At 40.2% G+C, this 19647-nt stretch carries 19 protein-coding genes, 2 tRNA genes and 1 other annotated feature; of the genes, 19 read left to right on the top strand and 2 right to left on the bottom strand.

Annotated elements, in window-relative coordinates; genetic code table 11:
- Positions 1-11 precede the first annotated feature (11 nt).
- Together sdhA and sdhB are read left to right on the top strand one after the other, a co-directional pair.
- Positions 12-1781, top strand: a complete 1770-nt coding sequence (gene sdhA, locus J2S05_RS14005) for a succinate dehydrogenase flavoprotein subunit (RefSeq protein WP_306983817.1) — start codon at positions 12-14, stop codon at positions 1779-1781.
- Positions 1778-2527 (top strand): succinate dehydrogenase iron-sulfur subunit, encoded by a 750-nt coding sequence (gene sdhB, locus J2S05_RS14000; protein WP_306983815.1) that lies wholly within the window; start codon positions 1778-1780, stop codon positions 2525-2527. The genes sdhA and sdhB overlap by 4 nt, the downstream gene beginning before the upstream one ends.
- 57 nt (positions 2528-2584) lie before the next feature.
- Here sdhB and J2S05_RS13995 read toward each other — a convergent pair whose 3' ends face one another.
- The gene (locus J2S05_RS13995) at positions 2585-2809 is read right to left on the bottom strand and encodes a helix-turn-helix domain-containing protein (protein ID WP_143846335.1); all 225 of its coding nucleotides are present in this window, start codon (positions 2807-2809) and stop codon (positions 2585-2587) included.
- A gap of 265 nt (positions 2810-3074) precedes the next feature.
- On the opposite strand from J2S05_RS13995, the gene J2S05_RS13990 reads away from it, so the two are divergent.
- The 13 genes from J2S05_RS13990 to J2S05_RS13930 all read left to right on the top strand — a co-directional run bounded on the left by J2S05_RS13990 (position 3075) and on the right by J2S05_RS13930 (position 13658).
- Entirely contained in the window at positions 3075-4283 is a 1209-nt protein-coding gene (locus J2S05_RS13990; RefSeq protein ID WP_306983813.1) for an efflux RND transporter periplasmic adaptor subunit, read from the top strand.
- Positions 4276-4965 carry an ABC transporter ATP-binding protein gene (locus J2S05_RS13985; RefSeq protein WP_306983811.1) on the top strand — a complete coding sequence of 230 codons (690 nt, stop codon included), beginning with the start codon at positions 4276-4278 and terminating at the stop codon, positions 4963-4965. Before J2S05_RS13990 ends, J2S05_RS13985 begins: the two co-directional genes overlap by 8 nt.
- On the top strand, positions 4958-6187 hold the full coding sequence (locus J2S05_RS13980; RefSeq protein WP_306983809.1) for an ABC transporter permease: 1230 nt from the start codon (positions 4958-4960) through the stop codon (positions 6185-6187). The genes J2S05_RS13985 and J2S05_RS13980 overlap by 8 nt, the downstream gene beginning before the upstream one ends.
- 417 nt (positions 6188-6604) lie before the next feature.
- On the top strand, positions 6605-6868 hold the full coding sequence (locus J2S05_RS13975) for a phosphocarrier protein HPr (protein WP_306983807.1): 264 nt from the start codon (positions 6605-6607) through the stop codon (positions 6866-6868).
- 3 nt (positions 6869-6871) lie between these two features.
- Positions 6872-8593, top strand: coding sequence for a phosphoenolpyruvate--protein phosphotransferase (gene ptsP / locus J2S05_RS13970; RefSeq protein ID WP_306983805.1), 1722 nt, complete (start codon positions 6872-6874; stop codon positions 8591-8593).
- A 155-nt stretch (positions 8594-8748) separates the two neighbouring features.
- Positions 8749-9198 (top strand): MarR family winged helix-turn-helix transcriptional regulator, encoded by a 450-nt coding sequence (locus J2S05_RS13965; protein WP_306983803.1) that lies wholly within the window; start codon positions 8749-8751, stop codon positions 9196-9198.
- Between the two features lie 38 nt (positions 9199-9236).
- On the top strand, positions 9237-10040 hold the full coding sequence (gene racE / locus J2S05_RS13960; RefSeq protein ID WP_306983800.1) for a glutamate racemase: 804 nt from the start codon (positions 9237-9239) through the stop codon (positions 10038-10040).
- A 193-nt stretch (positions 10041-10233) separates the two neighbouring features.
- A complete protein-coding gene (locus tag J2S05_RS13955; RefSeq protein ID WP_306983798.1) occupies positions 10234-11322 on the top strand; it encodes a GerMN domain-containing protein in 1089 nt (362 codons plus the stop codon).
- 120 nt (positions 11323-11442) lie between these two features.
- A complete protein-coding gene (rph, locus tag J2S05_RS13950) occupies positions 11443-12204 on the top strand; it encodes a ribonuclease PH (RefSeq protein WP_306984169.1) in 762 nt (253 codons plus the stop codon).
- A complete protein-coding gene (locus J2S05_RS13945) occupies positions 12204-12800 on the top strand; it encodes an XTP/dITP diphosphatase (protein ID WP_306984167.1) in 597 nt (198 codons plus the stop codon). The genes rph and J2S05_RS13945 overlap by 1 nt, the downstream gene beginning before the upstream one ends.
- A gap of 12 nt (positions 12801-12812) precedes the next feature.
- Positions 12813-13331 (top strand): metallophosphoesterase family protein, encoded by a 519-nt coding sequence (locus J2S05_RS13940; protein WP_306983796.1) that lies wholly within the window; start codon positions 12813-12815, stop codon positions 13329-13331.
- A 173-nt stretch (positions 13332-13504) separates the two neighbouring features.
- Positions 13505-13575: transfer RNA gene (locus J2S05_RS13935), tRNA-Gly, on the top strand.
- Between the two features lie 9 nt (positions 13576-13584).
- Positions 13585-13658, top strand: a tRNA-Arg gene (locus J2S05_RS13930).
- Between the two features lie 43 nt (positions 13659-13701).
- On the opposite strand, the gene J2S05_RS13925 is transcribed toward J2S05_RS13930, so the two are convergent.
- Complete coding sequence (locus tag J2S05_RS13925; RefSeq protein ID WP_306983795.1) at positions 13702-14112, bottom strand: hypothetical protein; 411 nt, start codon at positions 14110-14112, stop codon at positions 13702-13704.
- A gap of 267 nt (positions 14113-14379) precedes the next feature.
- Here J2S05_RS13925 and ilvE point away from each other — a divergent pair, with 267 nt between their 5' ends.
- The 4 genes from ilvE (at position 14380) to ilvN (ending at position 19590) form a co-directional block, all read left to right on the top strand.
- Positions 14380-15285 carry a branched-chain-amino-acid transaminase gene (gene ilvE, locus J2S05_RS13920; protein ID WP_306983793.1) on the top strand — a complete coding sequence of 302 codons (906 nt, stop codon included), beginning with the start codon at positions 14380-14382 and terminating at the stop codon, positions 15283-15285.
- A 32-nt stretch (positions 15286-15317) separates the two neighbouring features.
- The gene (gene ilvD / locus J2S05_RS13915) at positions 15318-16985 is read left to right on the top strand and encodes a dihydroxy-acid dehydratase (RefSeq protein ID WP_306983791.1); all 1668 of its coding nucleotides are present in this window, start codon (positions 15318-15320) and stop codon (positions 16983-16985) included.
- Between the two features lie 2 nt (positions 16986-16987).
- Positions 16988-17244, top strand: a binding site (T-box leader).
- Positions 17245-17335: 91 nt separating this feature from the next.
- Positions 17336-19072 carry an acetolactate synthase large subunit gene (gene ilvB, locus J2S05_RS13910; RefSeq protein ID WP_306983789.1) on the top strand — a complete coding sequence of 579 codons (1737 nt, stop codon included), beginning with the start codon at positions 17336-17338 and terminating at the stop codon, positions 19070-19072.
- The gene (gene ilvN, locus J2S05_RS13905) at positions 19069-19590 is read left to right on the top strand and encodes an acetolactate synthase small subunit (RefSeq protein WP_306983787.1); all 522 of its coding nucleotides are present in this window, start codon (positions 19069-19071) and stop codon (positions 19588-19590) included. The genes ilvB and ilvN overlap by 4 nt, the downstream gene beginning before the upstream one ends.
- Positions 19591-19647: the final 57 nt, after the last annotated feature.

The raw sequence follows: 19647 nt of genomic DNA, 5'->3' as shown, positions 1-19647 counted from the left end.
GTGAATCTAGTATGAGCAAAGGCAAAATTGTTGTTGTTGGTGGCGGCCTGGCAGGATTGATGGCCACAATAAAAGCAGCAGAAAAAGGCGTACCAGTAGATTTATTTTCTATTGTACCCGTTAAACGTTCTCACTCTGTCTGTGCGCAGGGCGGTATAAATGGTGCCGTAAATACAAAAGGGGAAGGAGATTCTCCTTGGGAGCACTTTGATGATTCCATTTACGGTGGAGATTTCCTTGCTAACCAACCGCCCGTAAAAGCAATGACTGAGGCAGCACCAGGTATCATTCACTTATTAGATCGTATGGGTGTAATGTTTAACCGTACACCAGAGGGACTGCTAGATTTCCGTCGCTTTGGAGGAACTCAGCATCATAGAACGGCATTTGCTGGTGCCACAACCGGACAGCAACTTCTATATGCATTGGATGAGCAAGTACGTAGACATGAGACTAGTGGTCTTGTGACGAAGTATGAAGGCTGGGAGTTTTTATCAGCTGTAGTAGACGATGAAGGTGTTTGTCGTGGTATTACCGCACAGGAACTTAGTTCTTCAGAGATTCATAGTTTTCCAGCAGATTCAGTCATCATCGCAACGGGTGGTCCTGGAATCATTTTCGGAAAGTCAACGAACTCTGTCATCAATACTGGTTATGCAGCTGCAAAGCTTTATAAACAAGGTGTTGACTATGCTAACGGAGAATTTATTCAGATTCACCCAACAGCTATTCCTGGGGATGACAAGCTCCGTTTGATGAGTGAATCAGCTCGTGGAGAGGGTGGACGTGTTTGGACATACAAAGACGGGAAGCCTTGGTACTTCCTTGAGGAAAAATATCCGGCATACGGTAATCTTGTGCCTCGTGATATTGCTACACGTGAAATCTTCTCCGTTTGTGTGGATCAGAAACTTGGGATTAATGGAGAGAACATGGTCTATCTAGATCTCTCTCATAAAGATCCTAAGGAACTTGATATCAAACTAGGTGGAATCATGGAAATCTATGAGAAGTTCATGGGAGACGATCCTCGTAAAGTTCCAATGAAGATCTTCCCTGCTGTTCATTATTCAATGGGTGGTATGTGGATTGATTACGATCAAATGACGAACATTCCTGGATTGTTTGCTGCAGGTGAATGTGATTATTCACAGCATGGTGGAAACCGCTTAGGAGCGAACTCGTTACTATCTGCTATATATGGTGGGATGGTTGCTGGACCTAAAGCTGTTGAATATATGAATGGACTTGAAAAAACAGCTGACTCCATGCCAGAATCTTTATTTAGCGAAGAAGTTCGTAAAGAGCAAGCTGGATTAGATAAAATCTTAAGCATGGATGGCAAAGAAAACGCGTACGTTCTTCATAAAGAGCTTGGGGAGTGGATGACTGATAATGTAACAGTTGTTCGTCATAATGACGCGCTTCTTAAGACAGACGAGAAAATTCAAGAGTTGATGGAGCGTTATGAGAACATCAACATCAATGATACGGCTAAATGGAGTAACCAAGGGGCAGCATTTACACGTCAACTTAGCTCTATGTTTGACCTTGCCCGTGTAATTACTCTTGGTGCATATAATCGTAATGAAAGCCGAGGAGCTCATTATAAGCCGGACTTCCCGGAACGTAATGATGAACAATTCTTGAAAACAACAAGAGCGAGCTATAATCCTGAGACGAATGGTCCTGACTTCGTATATGAAGATGTAGACACGTCTCTTATTAAACCTCGTAAGCGTGATTATTCTCAAAAGAAACAAGGGGTGGCTAAATCATGAGTGAAAAACTAATTCATTTTAAAGTAACTCGCCAGGATGAGCCAAACGGAGATACCTATGTAGAGGAATTTCACATTCCGTACCGGGCGAACATGAATGTAATCTCTGCTCTAATGGAATTTAGACGGAATCCTGTCAATGCAGCTGGTGAGCCAACGACACCAATTGCATGGGATATGAACTGTTTAGAGGAAGTATGTGGCGCTTGTTCGATGGTCATTAATGGAAAACCACGTCAGTCATGTACGGCATTGATTGACAAGCTAGAACAGCCAATACATCTTGAGCCAATGAAGACATTCCCTGTCGTTCGCGACTTAATGGTAGATCGTAGCAGAATGTTTGATTCATTGAAAAAAGTCAAAGCATGGATTCCAATTGATGGAACGTATGATCTTGGTCCTGGACCAAGAATGGCGGAGTCTAAGCGTCAATGGGCGTACGAGCTATCTAAGTGTATGACATGTGGTGTTTGCTTGGAGTCTTGTCCAAATGTAAACAGCAAAACCGAATTTATTGGGCCGGCTGCATTGTCTCAGGTTCGCCTGTTTAATGCGCATCCAACAGGTGAAATGAACAAAGCAGAAAGATTAAATTCACTAATGGATGAAGGTGGATTAATGAACTGCGGAAATTCACAAAACTGTGTTCAGTCTTGTCCAAAAGGAATTCCATTAACAACTTCAATTGCAGCGTTAAATCGCTCAACTGCCTTACAGTCATTTAAGAACTTCTTTGGCGGTTGATCATATGAAAAGACTGGAGCCATTATGGCCCCAGTCTTTTTTTTGCCTCTAAAGGCCTTATATTGTTAATTCACCTAATCTAATAAGTTCAATGACTGCCTGAGAGCGCCCCTTGACTCCAAGCTTCTGCATTGTATTAGAAATGTGATTTCTTACGGTTTTCTCACTGATAAAAAGATCTTGAGCAATATCTTTGGTGGTCTTATCTTGAACGAGTAGCTCGAATACTTCACGTTCCCTTTTAGTAAGTAAAGGTTTAGGTCCGAATTCTGCTCCTTTCAATGAGTTCACTCCTTCTTGCTCGGGCTAGAGCTACCGGCTGGTTTACCGGTAAGGGTTAAGTCATCACAGTATATGAAAAGACAAAAAGAAAGGTGCGAACTCATTGAGAAGATGCACAGATTCACAAAAAAACTAGAAAATTATTACTTTATTTAGAAAGTTTATAAAAAAATTAGAATTATAATCCAAATTTATGTTGATAATTTGAAGCTTCTGACAGATAATTAGAAATGGAATTATTTTGAACATTTAAGGGGCGAAAGAATTGGGCAAACGAGCTTGGATTGTGTCTGGTATTATCTTGGCAAGTGTATTGGTTGTTGGTGGTAGTGGGGTAGGTATTTATTCCTTTATTGAAAACAGGCAGGCATCTGCTGGTTATGATGAAGAAATTTATCCAATGCAAGTATCTGATTTTGGCATGGGGATGGAGCAATATTCTTTGCAAGCCTTTACTGGAAAAGTAGAAGCTGAAAAGCAGGAAAAAGTTTTTGCGGATTCAGAGCTAGGAAAGATTAAAGAAACCTTTGTGCAAGAAGGAGATGAAGTGGAAGAAGGAACGCCACTCTTCGAATATGAGCCTCTAGAGATTGAAGATGTAAGCCTTGAAATTGAGCAAGCTCAAATGGAATTAGAAATGTCTTATCTACAGATAAATCAAACACAAAAATCTATTGATAAGCTGAATAAGGCTATCAAAAAAGCTGAAAAAGAAGAGAAAGAGCTTTTACAAGAAGAGCTGGATCAATCCAACTATGATTTAAAAGTAATAAATCTCGAAACCGGACAAGTTCAAAAAAGATTAGATGCATTAAAGAAAACAAGCGAAACAAATCCAAATGTGGTTGTTAGTAAAACGGCCGGCATTGTTCAATCTATAAATACAGATATTGCAGATGGTGCGCAAAATTCAAGTGAACCATTTATTCAAATTATAGCCCATGGCGATTACTTAATTAAAAGTCAAATTAATGAGTTACTCTTAGGATCGATTGAAGAAGGAACAGAAATTCTTGTCACAGCTAAGAATGGACAAGAAGGCGAATGGATTGGCACGATCACCGATATCGGCAAGCTTCCTGCTTCAAGTGAGGGGGATGAGTATGGATATGAAGAAACGAATCCTCAAACATCTAAGTATCCATTTACGGTAGTATTACCTGAACATGAAGGGTTGGAAATCGGCTATCATGTTAACTTGGAACCACTATTGGGAGAAGTTGAAGAGATTTCTGACCAAATTGTTGTATATCCCGACTTAGTTTTTGAAGAGGATGGTACTTCTTATGTTTGGAAGATGAGTGAGGAACAGACTTGGATGAAGCAAGAGGTTGAAGTTGGAGAAATAAATGATGATGCTTATACAGCGGAAATCCTTAGTGGTTTAACAAATGAGGATTTTGTTACGTTTCCAGATCCAGCTCCAACTGAGGGAGACGAAGTAATCCTTTTTGAGGACATGAGCTATGATTAAGCTAACGAATATCTTTAAGTCTTATAGATTAGGTAAAGAAGAAGTACCTATTCTAAAGAACATTAATGTAACTATTGAAAAAGGTGAGTTTGTCGCCATTATGGGGCCATCTGGGTCTGGAAAGTCAACATTAATGAACATTCTTGGCTGCTTAGATAAACCAACAGCAGGCGAATATACTTTAGATCAAGCGGACATGTTGACCGGAAAAGACAATTTTCTTGCAGAAATCAGGAATCGCTCGATTGGGTTTGTATTTCAGACATTTCATCTTATGCCTAGACTTACTGCGCAACAAAATGTAGAAATGCCTTTAATCTACAGTGGAGTGAAGAAAAAAGTTCGTCGGGAAAAAGCTAAAATAGTTTTAGAAAAAGTTGGTTTAGCTGATAGGACTGGATTTAAGCCATCAAGCTTGTCGGGTGGTCAAAAACAGCGTGTAGCTATTGCTAGAGCTTTAGTGAACGAACCCTCTTTTATCTTAGCGGATGAGCCCACTGGTGCACTGGATACAAAAACAAGTGAGCAGATTCTCAACTTATTTACTGAATTAAATGAGGAAGGTATTACGATTGTTATGATTACTCATGATAAGGAAGTGGCTGAAAAGGCTGATCGAACGATTTACATTCGAGATGGTGAGCTTTTTACCGAAGAGAAAGGGGAGCTTATCAATGCTTGAGAATATTAAGCTTTCCTTTCAATCTATTTTCTCTCATAAGATGAGATCTACATTAACAATGTTGGGTGTCATTATTGGAATAGCGGCAATCATTGCGATTGTGTCCATGATTCAAGGGCAAAGTGAAGTTTTAAAAAGTAATATAATTGGACTTGGTAATAATACGATCCAAGTATCATATGAAGACATGATGGAAGGGGGAGAAGGAGATTATTGGGGTGGCGATACCTATATCTCTGCTCCCCCGGTGACAGAAGAGACGTTAGATATGATCAAATCTGATCCTCTTGTAGACACAATTGCTTTATTTCATAAGTCCTGGAATGCGACGGCATATCATGAACTTAATTTTGCTTATCCAGAATCGTATGCAGTAGATTCAACTTACTTTGATATGTATCCAGTGGAAATTCTTGAAGGTAGGATGTTGAGAGAAGATGAATTAAATACTATGTCTCAACTGATTATGATAAATGAAGACGCCAGAACCGAATTATTTGATGGCGGAGAAGCAATTGGAAAGACCATTGATTTAGGTGGTATTCCTTTTAAAGTTGCTGGAGTTTTTACAGACATGAAAATGGACAATGATTCGTTCTATTTTGATGATTGGACAGAACCTAAGATCTTTATGTCAAAAATGATCTGGCCCTTAATTGAAGGGTTTGATGCTCCTACTCAAATATTAGTAAAAGCTGTTTCACCTGATGCGATTCAAGAAGCTGGTGAATTAACAGCTAGTTATTTGAATAGTGACTTACCATCTTATGAGACAGCTAACTATCGCATACCTGATCTTCAATCCATTGCTGAAGATCTGGAAGCGGCCAACCGGACGTTTGCACTTTTACTTGGTGGTATTGCAAGTATTTCCCTTTTAGTTGGTGGGATTGGTGTCATGAATATTATGCTAGTATCCGTAACTGAACGAACAAGAGAGATTGGTATTAAAAAGGCATTGGGAGCAAAACGCTATATGATCTTAATGCAGTTTCTAACGGAAGCGATTGTGTTAACAAGCGTAGGTGGGGCTCTAGGAGTATTACTTGGTATAGGTGCTGCAAAAATTGTATCAAACATCATGAATATGCCTTTTTATATTTCCATTACAGCCGTTGTTGGAGCATTAGTTTTCTCTATGTTGGTTGGTGTGATCTTTGGTCTGCTACCATCCATCAAAGCATCTAAACTACAACCAGTTGATGCATTGAAATATGAGTAAAATAGTGTGAATGAATCCCTTGTGTTGGTCATGACACAAGGGATCATTTTTTGTTTTTATTTAAAAAAAGCTTGAACACTGTGACTAATGATTGATTAATAAAATTTGTGTATGATATACTGTTCATGATCTACTGCTACACGTGGCTTCTAGGAGTTATTTTTAACCTTCTCATGCAGAAGAGAAGCGAAATACATGTACTTAGGTTATATAGAAACGTATGTCGATTTCAATTGAATCGTTTAAATGAGACTTATGGATCCCATAGGTGCCTTATTTAATGTGTTTGTTTTGAAGAAATATACGAATCTTTTTTAAACAAAATGGGTGAAAGTTGCGATGTGCCGCATACTATGAAGGAAGCATCTACATGAACCCGAAAATTAATCTATTTATAAGAAAAGAGGCTGATTCATTATGGCAGAAAAAACGTATAAGATTACAGCAGAAACAGGAATTCACGCTCGTCCAGCAACACAACTAGTAAACAAAGCTGGGCAATTCTCTTCAGATATCACGCTTGAATTTAAAGGGAAGTCTGTAAATCTTAAATCCATTATGGGTGTTATGTCTCTTGGTGTAGGCCAAGGTGCAGAAGTAACCATCAAAGCTGAAGGTTCAGATGCAGATGATGCACTAGCTGCAATTGAAGAAATTATTAAAAACGAGTTAGGGGAATAATACATGCCACATGTCATCACTGGCATAGCTGCTTCCCAAGGCATTGCAATAGCAAAGGCCTATGTTCACGAAGAGCCTGATTTCACAATCAGCTCTTCTGAAGCATCTGACCCTAACGCGGAGATTGAGCGGCTTGAAGGCGCTCTCAGTCTGTCTAAGGAAGAGCTTGCCGCAATTAAAGATAAAACTGAACAGAACCTAGGTGCAGATAAAGCGGAGATCTTTGCTGCGCATCTGCTTGTCTTAAGTGACCCAGAGTTAATTGATTCAGTTAAGGATAAGATTACGAATGAGAAACGTAACGCTGAATATGCATTAAATGAAGTAGCAGATCAGTTTATTACGATTTTTGAGAATATGGATAACGAATACATGAAGGAACGTGCGGCAGATATTCGTGACGTTACTCGTCGTGTAATTGGTCATCTTCTAGGTATTGAAGCAGGTTCTCTTGCTACGATTAGTGAAGAGACCATTGTCATCGCCGAAGATCTTACACCTTCAGATACTGCTCAACTAAATCCTGTCTTTATAAAAGGATTTGCAACAGATATCGGAGGTCGGACTTCCCATTCTGCAATCATGTCCCGTTCACTTGAAATTCCTGCAGTTGTTGGTACAAAAGAAGCCACAAAACTTGTTAAGACCGGCGACCTTGTAGTAGTGGATGGTATTGATGGTGAAGTTGTAATTAATCCATCTGAGGATGAATTGGCAAGCTTCGAACAAAAAAAGGCAGATTTTCAAAAGCAAAAAGATGAGTGGGCCAAACTTGTGAATGATCAAACGACCACGTCTGATGGTGAACATGTTGAGCTTGCAGCAAATATTGGTACTCCAAAAGACTTAGACGGCGTGATTTCAAATGGCGCTGAAGGCATTGGCTTGTACCGAACTGAATTTCTTTATATGGGTCGAGACAATCTTCCTTCAGAGGAAGAGCAATTTGAAGCATATAAAGAAGTGGTTGAACGTATGGAAGGAAAACCAGTTGTTATCCGTACGTTGGATATCGGTGGCGATAAAGAACTTCCGTACTTAGATCTTCCAAAAGAAATGAACCCATTCTTAGGTTTCCGTGCAATTAGACTATGTCTAGAACAACCGGAACTTTTCCGAGTTCAACTTCGTGCGCTTCTTCGTGCGAGTGCTTACGGTAACCTTAAGATAATGTTCCCGATGATTGCTGTTCTTGAAGAGCTTCGCCAAGCAAAAGCGTTGCTTAATGAAGAAAAGGACAAGCTTATATCAGAAGGGGTTCAAGTATCCGATTCGATTGAGGTAGGGATTATGGTAGAGATTCCGTCTACTGCTGTTGCTTCCCCTCAATTTGCTAAAGAGGTTGATTTCTTTAGTATTGGAACGAATGACCTGATTCAATATACGTTTGCTGCAGACCGCATGAATGAACAAGTGTCTTATTTATATCAACCGTACCATCCGGCAATTCTGCGATTGGTAGATATGGTAATTAAGGCTGCTCATAAAGAAGGAAAATGGGTAGGGATGTGCGGAGAAATGGCTGGAGATGAAGTGGCCATTCCGTTACTACTTGGCTTAGGATTGGATGAATTCAGTATGAGTGCAACGTCTATTCTTCCTGCAAGAAGTCAGCTTTTAAAGCTGTCTAAGAAAGAATTAGCAGACTTTGCTGAAAAAGCTCTTGAGCTTAATACAGCTGATGAAGTAGAACAGCTTGTAAGAGCAGAATATATTCCTGAATAATCTAAGTAAAAGGGGACAGCCAATGGCTTGTCCCCTTTTTTTTGATGAAAGCATGGACATTTCTTGTATCTTTAGCTGTAACACTTGAATTCCTATATGAAAAAAGAGAAAATGATGAGTAGACAAAGAAATAAAAGGGATAGGAGGTGCGATAATTGAACCATGAACAAATCGATGAAATTGAGCGATCATTACGTAGAGTAGCCGATATGGTTAAACAAAAAGGTAGAGTCATTCTATCTCAGTTCCCTATTACGCCACCACAGTTTGTTGCGCTGCAATGGTTAAATGAAAAAGGTGATATGACGATAGGTGAGTTATCAACGAGTATGTATTTAGCTTTTAGTACAACGACGGATTTAATCGATCGTATGGAAAAAAGTGAGTTGGTCACTCGAGTGAAAGATGTGAATGATCGCAGAGTGGTTCGTATCCATCTGCTAAAAAAAGGGAAAACGATTATTCAAGAAGTTATTTTAAAGAGACAGGATTATCTAAATGATATTCTTGTTGATTTTTCTGCTGAGCAGATTGATGTATTAGAGCAAAGCCTTAAGTTGCTTCATGACCAAATGAAAGTAGCGAATACAACAAAAACAACATAAATAGATGGTATAATTAGTTGGAGATTGAGGGAGACAAGTTGGATAGACCTATTGGAGTTATAGATTCAGGCCTCGGAGGATTAACAGTGGCAAAAGAAATTATGCGTCAGCTGCCAAAAGAGGAGATCATATATGTTGGCGATTCAAAGCGTTGCCCCTATGGACCACGATCACAAGAAGAGGTGCGAACCTTCACTTGGCAAATGATACAGTATCTACAATCAAAAAACATTAAGATGCTGGTTATTGCGTGTAACACCGCAGCGGCGGTCGTTCTAGAGGAAGTGAAACGTGCACTGGATATTCCAGTTGTTGGAGTTATTTATCCAGGGGCATCAAGTGCTCTGAAAGCAACAAAAAAAGAGCATATAGCGGTTATTGGCACTTCTGGTACGATTGCAAGTAAAGCGTACACAAAAGCGCTTAAAAACATAAATAGCAAGGTTCAAGTAGACAGCTTAGCGTGCCCACCGTTTGTCCCGCTAGTGGAGCAAGGCATCTTTGCTGGAGATGAAGCCAAGCAAATTGTACATCACACGCTTCAGCCTCTGAATGCAAGGGAATTCGATACACTTATTTTAGGCTGCACACACTATCCGCTTTTAGCGCCAGTTATTAAAGAATGGGCGGGAACAAGTATAACGTTAATTTCTTCAGGCGAAGAAACAGCTCGTGAAGTGAGTGGACTTCTGTATCATGGAGAAACTGCTTATACGGATGAACGCATTCCTACACACGCGTTTTATACAACGGGTGAAGAAGAATTATTTAAGAGATTGGCTGATCAGTGGCTTGAAATGGATGTGGGTCACGTTCAGACCATTACAATAGACAAATTATAGTTGATCAAGGCAAAAGCAGTGAACCTTTTAATGTTCACTGCTTTTTTCTGATTTCATGCGCTTTTACTGTTGGATCGTCCCTTTTCGTCAGAACGTCTTCCTTGAAAAAAAGAGTTTGTCTTAAAGTTGCAGGTCTAAATCGCTCAAAGGCTCGTATACATGAAAGTACAAACTGTAAAAGGAGGGAAACAGAATGCGTAAATACGTAAAAACAGGAGCACCACTTATCATTTTGGCTACACTAATTGCTACAGGGTGTTCCTTTGGATCAAAGGATGCTGCGACAAACCTGGATGCGCCTCCAGTTAATTATGTGGAGGAAGGGGAGATAGATTTAGATGAAACAGAAGCAGGGGAAGAAGGAGAAGAAGCGGGTGAAGAGGAGGGTGCTGAAAAAGCCGAACAAACTGCAGAGACCGTTGAGCGTGAATTATATTTAATTGATGCAAACGGTATGGTTGTGCCACAGACTCTCACTCTTCCAAAACAAGAAGGTGTCTTGAAGCAATCTCTTGAGTACTTAGTGGAGGATGGGCCTGTCTCTGAGCTGCTTCCTAGTGGCTTCCAAGCAGTATTACCGGCAGGGACCGTTGTGGATGTTAATCTAAAAGAAGATGAAAAAACAGCCATTGCTGATTTTTCGAAAGAGTTTGAGCTATATGATGGAAACAAAGAACAGCAGGTCCTCCAGGCTATTACTTGGACGCTTACACAATTTGAGTCAGTAGAAAAAGTTCAAATTCGTATAAATGGATATGATCAAGAGGTTATGCCACAACATAAAACACCGATTGGAGATGGAGTAAGTCGTTCAGATGGAATTAATCTTGAATCCAATCAGGTTGTTGATTTAGTGAATAGCGAAGAAGTTCTATTGTATTTTCTTGGACATCAGGGAGAGACTAGTTATTATGTGCCGGTCACAAGAAGAGTGGAGGCGGGAGATAATATACTAGCCGCGGCAGTAAATGAATTAATAGATGGGCCTTCCTTGGGGACACAGCTTCTATCAAGTTTGCAATCAGATGTTAAACTATTGGACACACCAGTTCCTAAGGACGGTACCCTCACGTTAAACTTTGACAATACCATTCTTGATAGTTTAGAGAATATGTCTGTGTCTCAAGAAGTCCTGAATATGCTTGCCCTTACGTTGACGGAGCAAGACGGGATTGAGAAAATTTCCATTGAGGTGAATGGAGAAGCATCCGTCTTGAACCAAGAAGGTGAGCCGGCTGAAGCTGTTTCAAGACCAAAGCAAGTAAATGACCATCCCCTTTAAAAATGTTTGGGTTTATACATTGCCTTTTTATGGGGAGACTTTATAATAGATAAAGGTAGAGAAGGAGCTGTTAGCCCTTCTCTTTTCATTTTGGTAAAAGAAAAGGATAGGATTAGAATGATAAGAATTGATGGACGACAAGTAGATGAAAACCGACATACTGAGATGGATTTGCATTTTACAAAGCATCCAGAAGGTTCTGTGTTGATTTCAATTGGAGACACTAAAGTAATTTGTAATGCGACGATTGAGGATCGTGTGCCTCCATTCCTAAGAGGAAAAGGCAAAGGTTGGATTACAGCTGAATATGCGATGCTACCGAGAGCAACTGCTCAAAGAACGATACGTGAATCCTCTAAAGGTAAGGTCACAGGAAGAACAATGGAAATACAACGGTTAATTGGTCGAGCATTACGCACAGTTGTTGATTTATCCGTCATCGGAGAAAAAACAGTTTGGATCGATTGTGACGTGATTCAGGCGGATGGTGGAACCAGAACCGCCGCTATTACTGGTGCATTCACTGCGATGTGTTTAGCTTTTGAAAAAGCTTTATTAAATGAAAAAATTACTGCGTGGCCAGTTACGGATTTTCTCGCAGCAATTTCGGTAGGTATAGATGATTCTAAGCAGGTCCTGCTTGATTTATGTTATGAAGAAGATGCAAAAGCAGACGTTGATATGAATGTTGTCATGACGGGAAGTGGAGCACTTGTTGAGATTCAAGGGACTGGTGAAGAGGCGGTTTTCACTAGATCTGAATTGACTACTATGCTGGATGTAGCTGAAAAAGGAATAAAGGAACTCATTTTGCTTGAGAAACAGAAGCTTGGACAAACAAGTGACCGAATCCTTAGCTTAAAAGGAGGACAATCTTCATGATGAATGAAATCATTATTGCTACCACAAACAAAGGAAAAATAAATGAGTTTAAGCAATTGCTTGAAGGGAATGGAAAAGTCATAAAGTCCCTATTAGATTATCCACATATTCCGGATATTCCAGAGGATGGACTTACTTTTCATGAGAATGCAGCAATCAAGGCCGAAACGTTAGCTTCCTTGTTAAACCGTACAGTCATTGCTGATGATTCTGGTTTGGAGGTAGATGCATTAAATGGGGAGCCTGGCATTTATTCAGCCAGATTTGCGGGAGAAGAAAAGAGTGATCAAGCAAATATCACGAAGCTTCTTCATTTACTTGAAGGGGTACCAGAAACTGAACGGACTGCACGATTTGTCTGCGTGATGGCTGTTGCACAACCAAAAGAAGAAACGATTTACTTTAAAGGGCAATTTGAAGGTACGATAGCTACAGAACCTTCGGGCGATCAAGGCTTTGGGTATGATCCTGTATTTTTTGTACCAGCATTAGGCAAAACAGCCGCAGAGATTTCTTCAGAAGAGAAAAATGCGCGTAGCCATCGTGGGAAAGCTATTCAAGAACTACTGAAATTTAAATACTTGTTTGATATGTAAGGAGGAAATGCAATGAAAGTTCTGATCATAAGTGATAGTCACGGCTGGACAGATGAACTGGAGCAAGTGCTCGCAAGTAAGCGGAACGAAGTCGATAAGATTTTTCACTGCGGAGATTCAGAGCTTGTCCCTAATCAAGGCCCACTTGCAGGAGTCACGTCAGTACAAGGTAACTGTGATATGGGACAAGATTTCCCCGAAGAATGGATAGAAGATACAGATCTAGGTCGACTATACTTCACACACGGACACCTTTACCAAGTGAAAAGTCATTTACAATCCTTGGTACGGCGAGCAGAAGAAGTGGGAGCAGATGTTGCTTCATTTGGACACACCCATGTAGCGACCTGCTTTGAGGAGAAAGGCATTGTTTTCATTAATCCAGGAAGTATTCGGCTTCCTTCTGGAAGTAGAGATCAAACGTACTGTATCTGTGAACTAACAGAAGCTGCAATCAACGTGACGTACTACACGTTTGATGGTCAGGAAATGCCAGAGCTTGGCGGAGAGTTTCCGCGCAAGAACAAGTAAGTGGAAGAGACCGACTGAGGTCTCTTTTTTCACAGTCAGTTTAAAAATCATCTCTAAAAGAATGTTCTTCATAAAAAATGAATTACGCAAAATATATTGACTTTCTTTAAATAATGGGGTATATTTATATTCGTCGCTGATATTACAAATTTGTTTTGAAGCACGTAAACCATGCGGGTGTAGTTTAGTGGTAAAACCTCAGCCTTCCAAGCTGATGATGTGAGTTCGATTCTCATCACCCGCTTTCTAATTTGTCCTAGTAGCTCAGCTGGATAGAGCAACGCCCTTCTAAGGCGTCGGTCGGGAGTTCGAATCTCTCCTGGGACGTCACGCATACATATGTTTTATATACAAAAAACGCCTTTTGCAGTTATGACTGCGAATAGGCGTTTTTTGTGTTGAAAGGATGTGTTGTAACAACTTGAAGCCAAGAAGGGTCGCTGTTGTTCACTATTTCAGAGGTATAGAAGTAAACAGACCAACCTTTCTTTTGGAGCACTCGTTTAATCCGATCCTGCTTAGCGGGTGAACTAGCTTTGACAAAAGCTAGTTTGTAAGGGATTAAAGCAACATTGGTTCGAATTCCATAAATCACTTTATTAGCTGATGGATAGAAGTTGCGCTGATGAAGAATTTCGCACAGCTTTTTATCCATTGAGTCAGAGCATTCCCTCCAACTATCTGTAACTAGAACTAAATGGTTTGGTCCCACTGGCTTAAAAACAATGGAAAGTTGTTTCATCAAAGAAACATTTTTAAAAAATGTCAATAATCGTTTCATTTTCATCACCTACATGTACTATGCCCACTTTTTCTGAAAAGTATGACAGAAATTTTGAAAATAGCTGAATCTTTTTAATGGGTGGTATGTAAACGCATACATAATATCTAATCTATCTAAATTATCTAATTATTTTCGCTAAAGTGGTTGACCCTTGCATATAAGAGGCGTATTATAAGTCTCAATAACGAAACACATTTACGCAATAACGTAAGAAATGTTAACAAACATTTTGTAACTGGTTGTTGAATAAAGGGAGATGGGAGCATGGAAGAGCAATGGATCTATATAGATGGTTCATTTGTACCTAAACACGAAGCAAAGATATCCGTTTATGATCATGGTTTTTTATACGGAGATGGTGTATTTGAAGGCATTCGTGTATACAGTCGTAATATCTTCCGGCTACGAGAACATCTAACAAGGTTGTATGACTCAGCTAAATCTATTATGTTATCAATTCCGTATACAATGGATGAGTTGATTTCGATTATTGTCGAAACATTAAACAAGAATCAATTGACAGATGCTTATATACGACTGATTGTATCAAGAGGTATAGGTAATCTTGGATTAGACCCAGCGTCTTGTTCAAATCCACAGTTAATTGTGATAGCTGAATCCTTATCGATTTTTCCGAGGGAACTCTACAACACTGGCCTTGAGATCGTAACTGTTGCAACACGAAGAAGTCGATCTGATGTGCTGAGTCCTAAAGTGAAATCACTAAATTATTTGAATAATATTCTTGTCAAAATAGAGGCCGGATTGGCCGGAGTGAACGAAGCGTTAATGTTAAATGATCAGGGCTATGTAGCTGAGGGTTCTGCAGATAACGTCTTTATCATTAAAGGAAAGAACATCCTGACACCTCCTGGTTATGTAGGTGCTTTGGAAGGTATTACGCGAAATGCAATTATGGAACTAGCTTCACGACTAGGTTATCAAGTAAAAGAAGAGCCGTTTACTAGACATGATGTCTATACTGCTGATGAAGTATTCCTCACTGGAACCGCAGCAGAGGTCATTGCCGTAATAAAAGTTGATGGAAGAGTGATAGGAGAAGGAATTCCTGGCCCTATAACAAATCAACTACTTGAGGCATTTAGAGAAATGGTCGTGATTGAAGGAGAGAAAGTTCCTTCAGTAAATGAAAACGCAACGGTGAGTTAACAGAGATTATAGTGATGTGGGAGCGGGTAGCAATGAGAAGTGATATGATCAAAAAAGGGATCGATCGAGCACCTCATAGAAGTTTACTAAGAGCTGCAGGAGTAAGCGAAGAGGATATGGATAAACCATTTATCGGAGTCTGTAATTCTTATATTGATATTATTCCAGGCCATATGCATTTGAATAAATTTGCAGAGGTTGCTAAGCAAGCTATTATCGAAGCTGGTGGAATTCCATTCGAATTTAATACCATAGGTGTTGATGATGGGATTGCAATGGGACATATTGGAATGAGGTATTCACTTCCAAGTAGAGAGATCATCTGTGATGCAGCAGAAACAGTTATTAATGCACATTGGTTTGATGGAGTATTCTACATTCCAAACTGCGATAAGATCACACCAGGCATGTTGATGGCGTCGGTTCGTACCAATGTTCCTTCTGTTTTTGTCTCAGGTGGACCAATGGAAGCAGGACGCACGAAAGAAGGTCAGAGCTTGTCACTTGTATCCGTTTTTGAAGGCGTTGGAGCTTTCTCATCCGGTAAAATGACAAGAGAAGAACTGCTTGAGATTGAACAGCAGGCCTGTCCAACTTGTGGATCGTGTTCAGGAATGTTTACAGCAAATTCAATGAACTCATTAATGGAAATGTTAGGATTGGCACTGCCGGGTAATGGAACGATTGTTGCTACATCTGAAAAGCGTCACCAGTTAATTAAGGATGCTGCGAAGCACTTGATGAACTTAATCGAAAAAGACATCAAACCAAGAGATATTATTACTCAAGAAACCATAGATGATGCATTTGCTTTAGACATGGCAATGGGTGGTTCTACAAATACAGTACTTCACACATTAGCCATTGCTCATGAAGCTGAAGTTGAATACGATTTGAACCGTATTAACGAAGTAGCTGAGAGAATTCCTTACCTTTGTAAAATCAGTCCAGCATCCGATTATTCGATGGACGATGTTCACCAAGCTGGTGGTGTAAGTGCAATTATCAAACAACTCTGTGAAATCGAAGGGGCAGTTCACCCTGATCGAATCACGATTTCAGGAAAAAGCCTCTATGAAAATGTCAAAGATGCAGAAGTTACAAATAAAGAGGTTATAAGGGACAAAGATACGGCATATAGTCCAGTGGGTGGATTATCCATTCTGTTTGGAAACCTTGCACCAGATGGCGCTGTTATAAAAGTTGGTGGCGTTGATCCTTCCATTCAAGTTTTTGAAGGAGAAGCAATTGTCTTTGAATCTCAAGAAGAAGCTCAAGAAAAGATAAATAAAGGTGAAGTACGAGAAGGGCATGTTGTAGTCATTCGAACTGAAGGGCCAAAAGGTGGACCTGGAATGCCAGAAATGCTTGCACCAACCTCAGCCATTCAAGGTAGAGGTCTTGGAACAAAGGTGGCACTCATTACAGATGGTCGTTTCTCTGGTGCTTCAAGAGGGATTTCAATTGGTCATATCTCACCAGAAGCTGCAGAAGGTGGACCGATTGCATTTGTTGAAAATGGAGATAAAATCAAGATTGATTTGCCAAATCGAGGCATTCACCTACTTGTTGATGAAGAAGAGCTTGCTCGTCGAAAAGTTGGTTGGACTGAGCCTGAACCTAAGGTGAAAAAAGGATATCTCGCACGTTATTCTAAGCTAGTAACTTCCGCTAATACAGGTGGAGTCATGAAAATATAATCATCAAATCGTTGAAGAGGAAAGTAAGAATAGACGTTCTGCTAAAGAGAGCCGTGTTGCTGAGAAACGGTGCAGAAGGTATTCTGAAACTCACCTCTGAGAGCCTTACTGAACAGACAGTGTTTACCACTGTGTTACTAGGGAGGCCGAGTGTACCAGCACTCGTTATCAAAACGGACAGACGTTTTTGTCCATGAGACCGGATTCAATCCGGTGAACTAGGGTGGTACCGTGAAAAGTAAATCTTTTCGCCCCTTCAGCTGCAGATGTAGCTTGTTGGGCGCGGAAAGATTTTTTTGTTTTTAATGTATCAATTCATACACAAAGGATCCGAAAAAGGAGGAGCAACGATGTCAACCAAAACAAAGAAACAGGAGTACGTTGCCAAGCACAACGAGGATGAGGCGCCAAAAGAAATGACTGGTTCAGGCATGTTGATTCAAGCTTTAGCAAAAGAAAATGTAGAGGTTATCTTTGGGTATCCGGGTGGAGCTATTCTTCCGACTTATGATGAAATCTATAAAACAGGTATTCGCCATATCTTAGCAAGACATGAGCAAGGAGCTATTCATGCCGCAGAAGGATATGCAAGAGTAGCAGGGAAGCCAGGTGTATGTGTCGTCACATCAGGACCTGGTGCAACCAATGTAGTAACTGGAATTGCTGATGCGATGATTGATTCCCTTCCACTTGTTGTTATCACAGGTCAAGTAGCTAAGTCAGTTATTGGCACAGATGCCTTTCAAGAGGCCGATATGTTGGGTATTACAATGCCAATTACAAAGCATAACTTCCAGGTTCGAAGTGTTGAGGAGTTTCCGAGGATTATAAAAGAAGCATTTCATATTGCGACAACGGGTAGACCGGGTCCCGTATTAATTGATCTACCAAAAGATGTCTCTCAGGAGTCTGGATTGTTCGATTACAGTAAAGAAGTAAATCTTCCAGGCTATCAACCAACTGTGATTCCAAACAAACAGCAGATTAGAAAGCTTGCAGAAGCTGTATCAAAAGCTAGAAAGCCAGTTATTTTAGCAGGAGCAGGCATTTTACATGCCAAAGCAAGTGAACAATTATTTGAATATGTCGAACAACAACAAATCCCTGTTGTAAACACATTGCTTGGATTAGGAAATTTCCCTGGTAATCATGAATTACATCTAGGTATGGCAGGTATGCATGGAACGTATGCAGCAAACATGGCTTTGCATGAAGCAGATCTATTAATCAATATTGGCGCACGTTTTGATGATCGTTTGACAGGAAAGCTTGATTATTTTGCTCCTTACGCAACCGTTGCTCATATCGATGTGGATCCTGCTGAAATTGGTAAAAACATCGAAACACAAATTCCAGTAGTAGGAGATGCAGGAGAGGCCCTAAGACTGTTAATTGCCGAGAACGGAGAGCAAGCAGACCATGCGGTTTGGAAAGCGGACCTTCAGAAAATGAAGTCTGACTATCCACTTTGGTATAAGCAAGAGGATGAAGTGATTAAACCACAGCATTTAATTGAAAAAATTTATGAGAAAACAAAAGGTGAAGCTATTGTCACTACAGATGTAGGGCAGCATCAGATGTGGTCGGCTCAATTTTATAAATTTGATAAGCCAAATCGTTGGGTTACATCAGGAGGTCTTGGAACGATGGGGTTTGGTTTTCCAGCAGCGATTGGTGCGCAAATTGCAGAGCCACAATCAACGGTTGTATCAATCGTTGGTGATGCTGGATTCCAAATGACGTTACAAGAGTTGTCGATTTTGCAAGAACTGAATCTTCCGGTCAAGGTTGTCATTGTTAATAACGCCTCGCTTGGTATGGTTCGTCAGTGGCAACAATTGTTCCATGGTGAGCGCTATTCCAATTCCTTATTCCCGATTCAGCCAGACTTTGTCAAACTAGCTGATGCGTATTCGATTAAAGCGATGAGGGTCGATGAGTTAAAAGATATGGAATCAGCTATTGATGAAATGCTTGCTCATGATGGTCCAGTATTAATGGACTTCAGAGTAGCAAAAGAAGAAAATGTTTATCCGATGATCTGTCCAGGCAAAGGACATCACCAAATGGAGGGGGTAACGCCATGAAACGGACGATATCAACACTTGTAAATAACAACTCTGGTGTATTGAACCGGATTACCGGTCTCTTTTCTAGAAGACATTTTAATATTGAGAGCATTACCGTTGGAATAACGGAGAACCCTTCTGTATCTAGAATGACCTTTGTTGTAGTGGCGGACACAATGAACAATATAGAGCAGGTTTTAAAGCAGCTGCACAAACAAGTGGATGTCTTGAAGGTCAAGGACATTACAGATGAATCCATTATTGCAAGGGAACTTGCTTTAATCAAAATTGTCGCCTTGCCTGAACAACGGGGTGAAATTTCGGCCCTTGTTAATACCTTTCGTGCCTCAACCATTGATATTGGGCGCGAGAGCATGACCCTCCAAGTGGTAGGCGATCATGAAAAAGTTGAGGCGTTAATTGATTTACTCCGTCCATATGGAATTAAAGAATTGGCAAGAACAGGGGAGACTGCTTTAAGCAGAAGTTCGAAAAAAGTCTTCACTGAGCCTAATCGTCTTAGCTTAATTAACTAAAGGGAACACGTGAAATTCCAAATATAAACCAAAAACCCAAACAAAAGAGGAGAGATT

The sequence above is a fragment of the Alkalicoccobacillus murimartini genome (assembly GCF_030813245.1).
Lineage (GTDB): Bacteria > Bacillota > Bacilli > Bacillales > Bacillaceae_D > Alkalicoccobacillus > Alkalicoccobacillus murimartini.
This window is presented reverse-complemented; position numbering and strand designations above follow the sequence as displayed.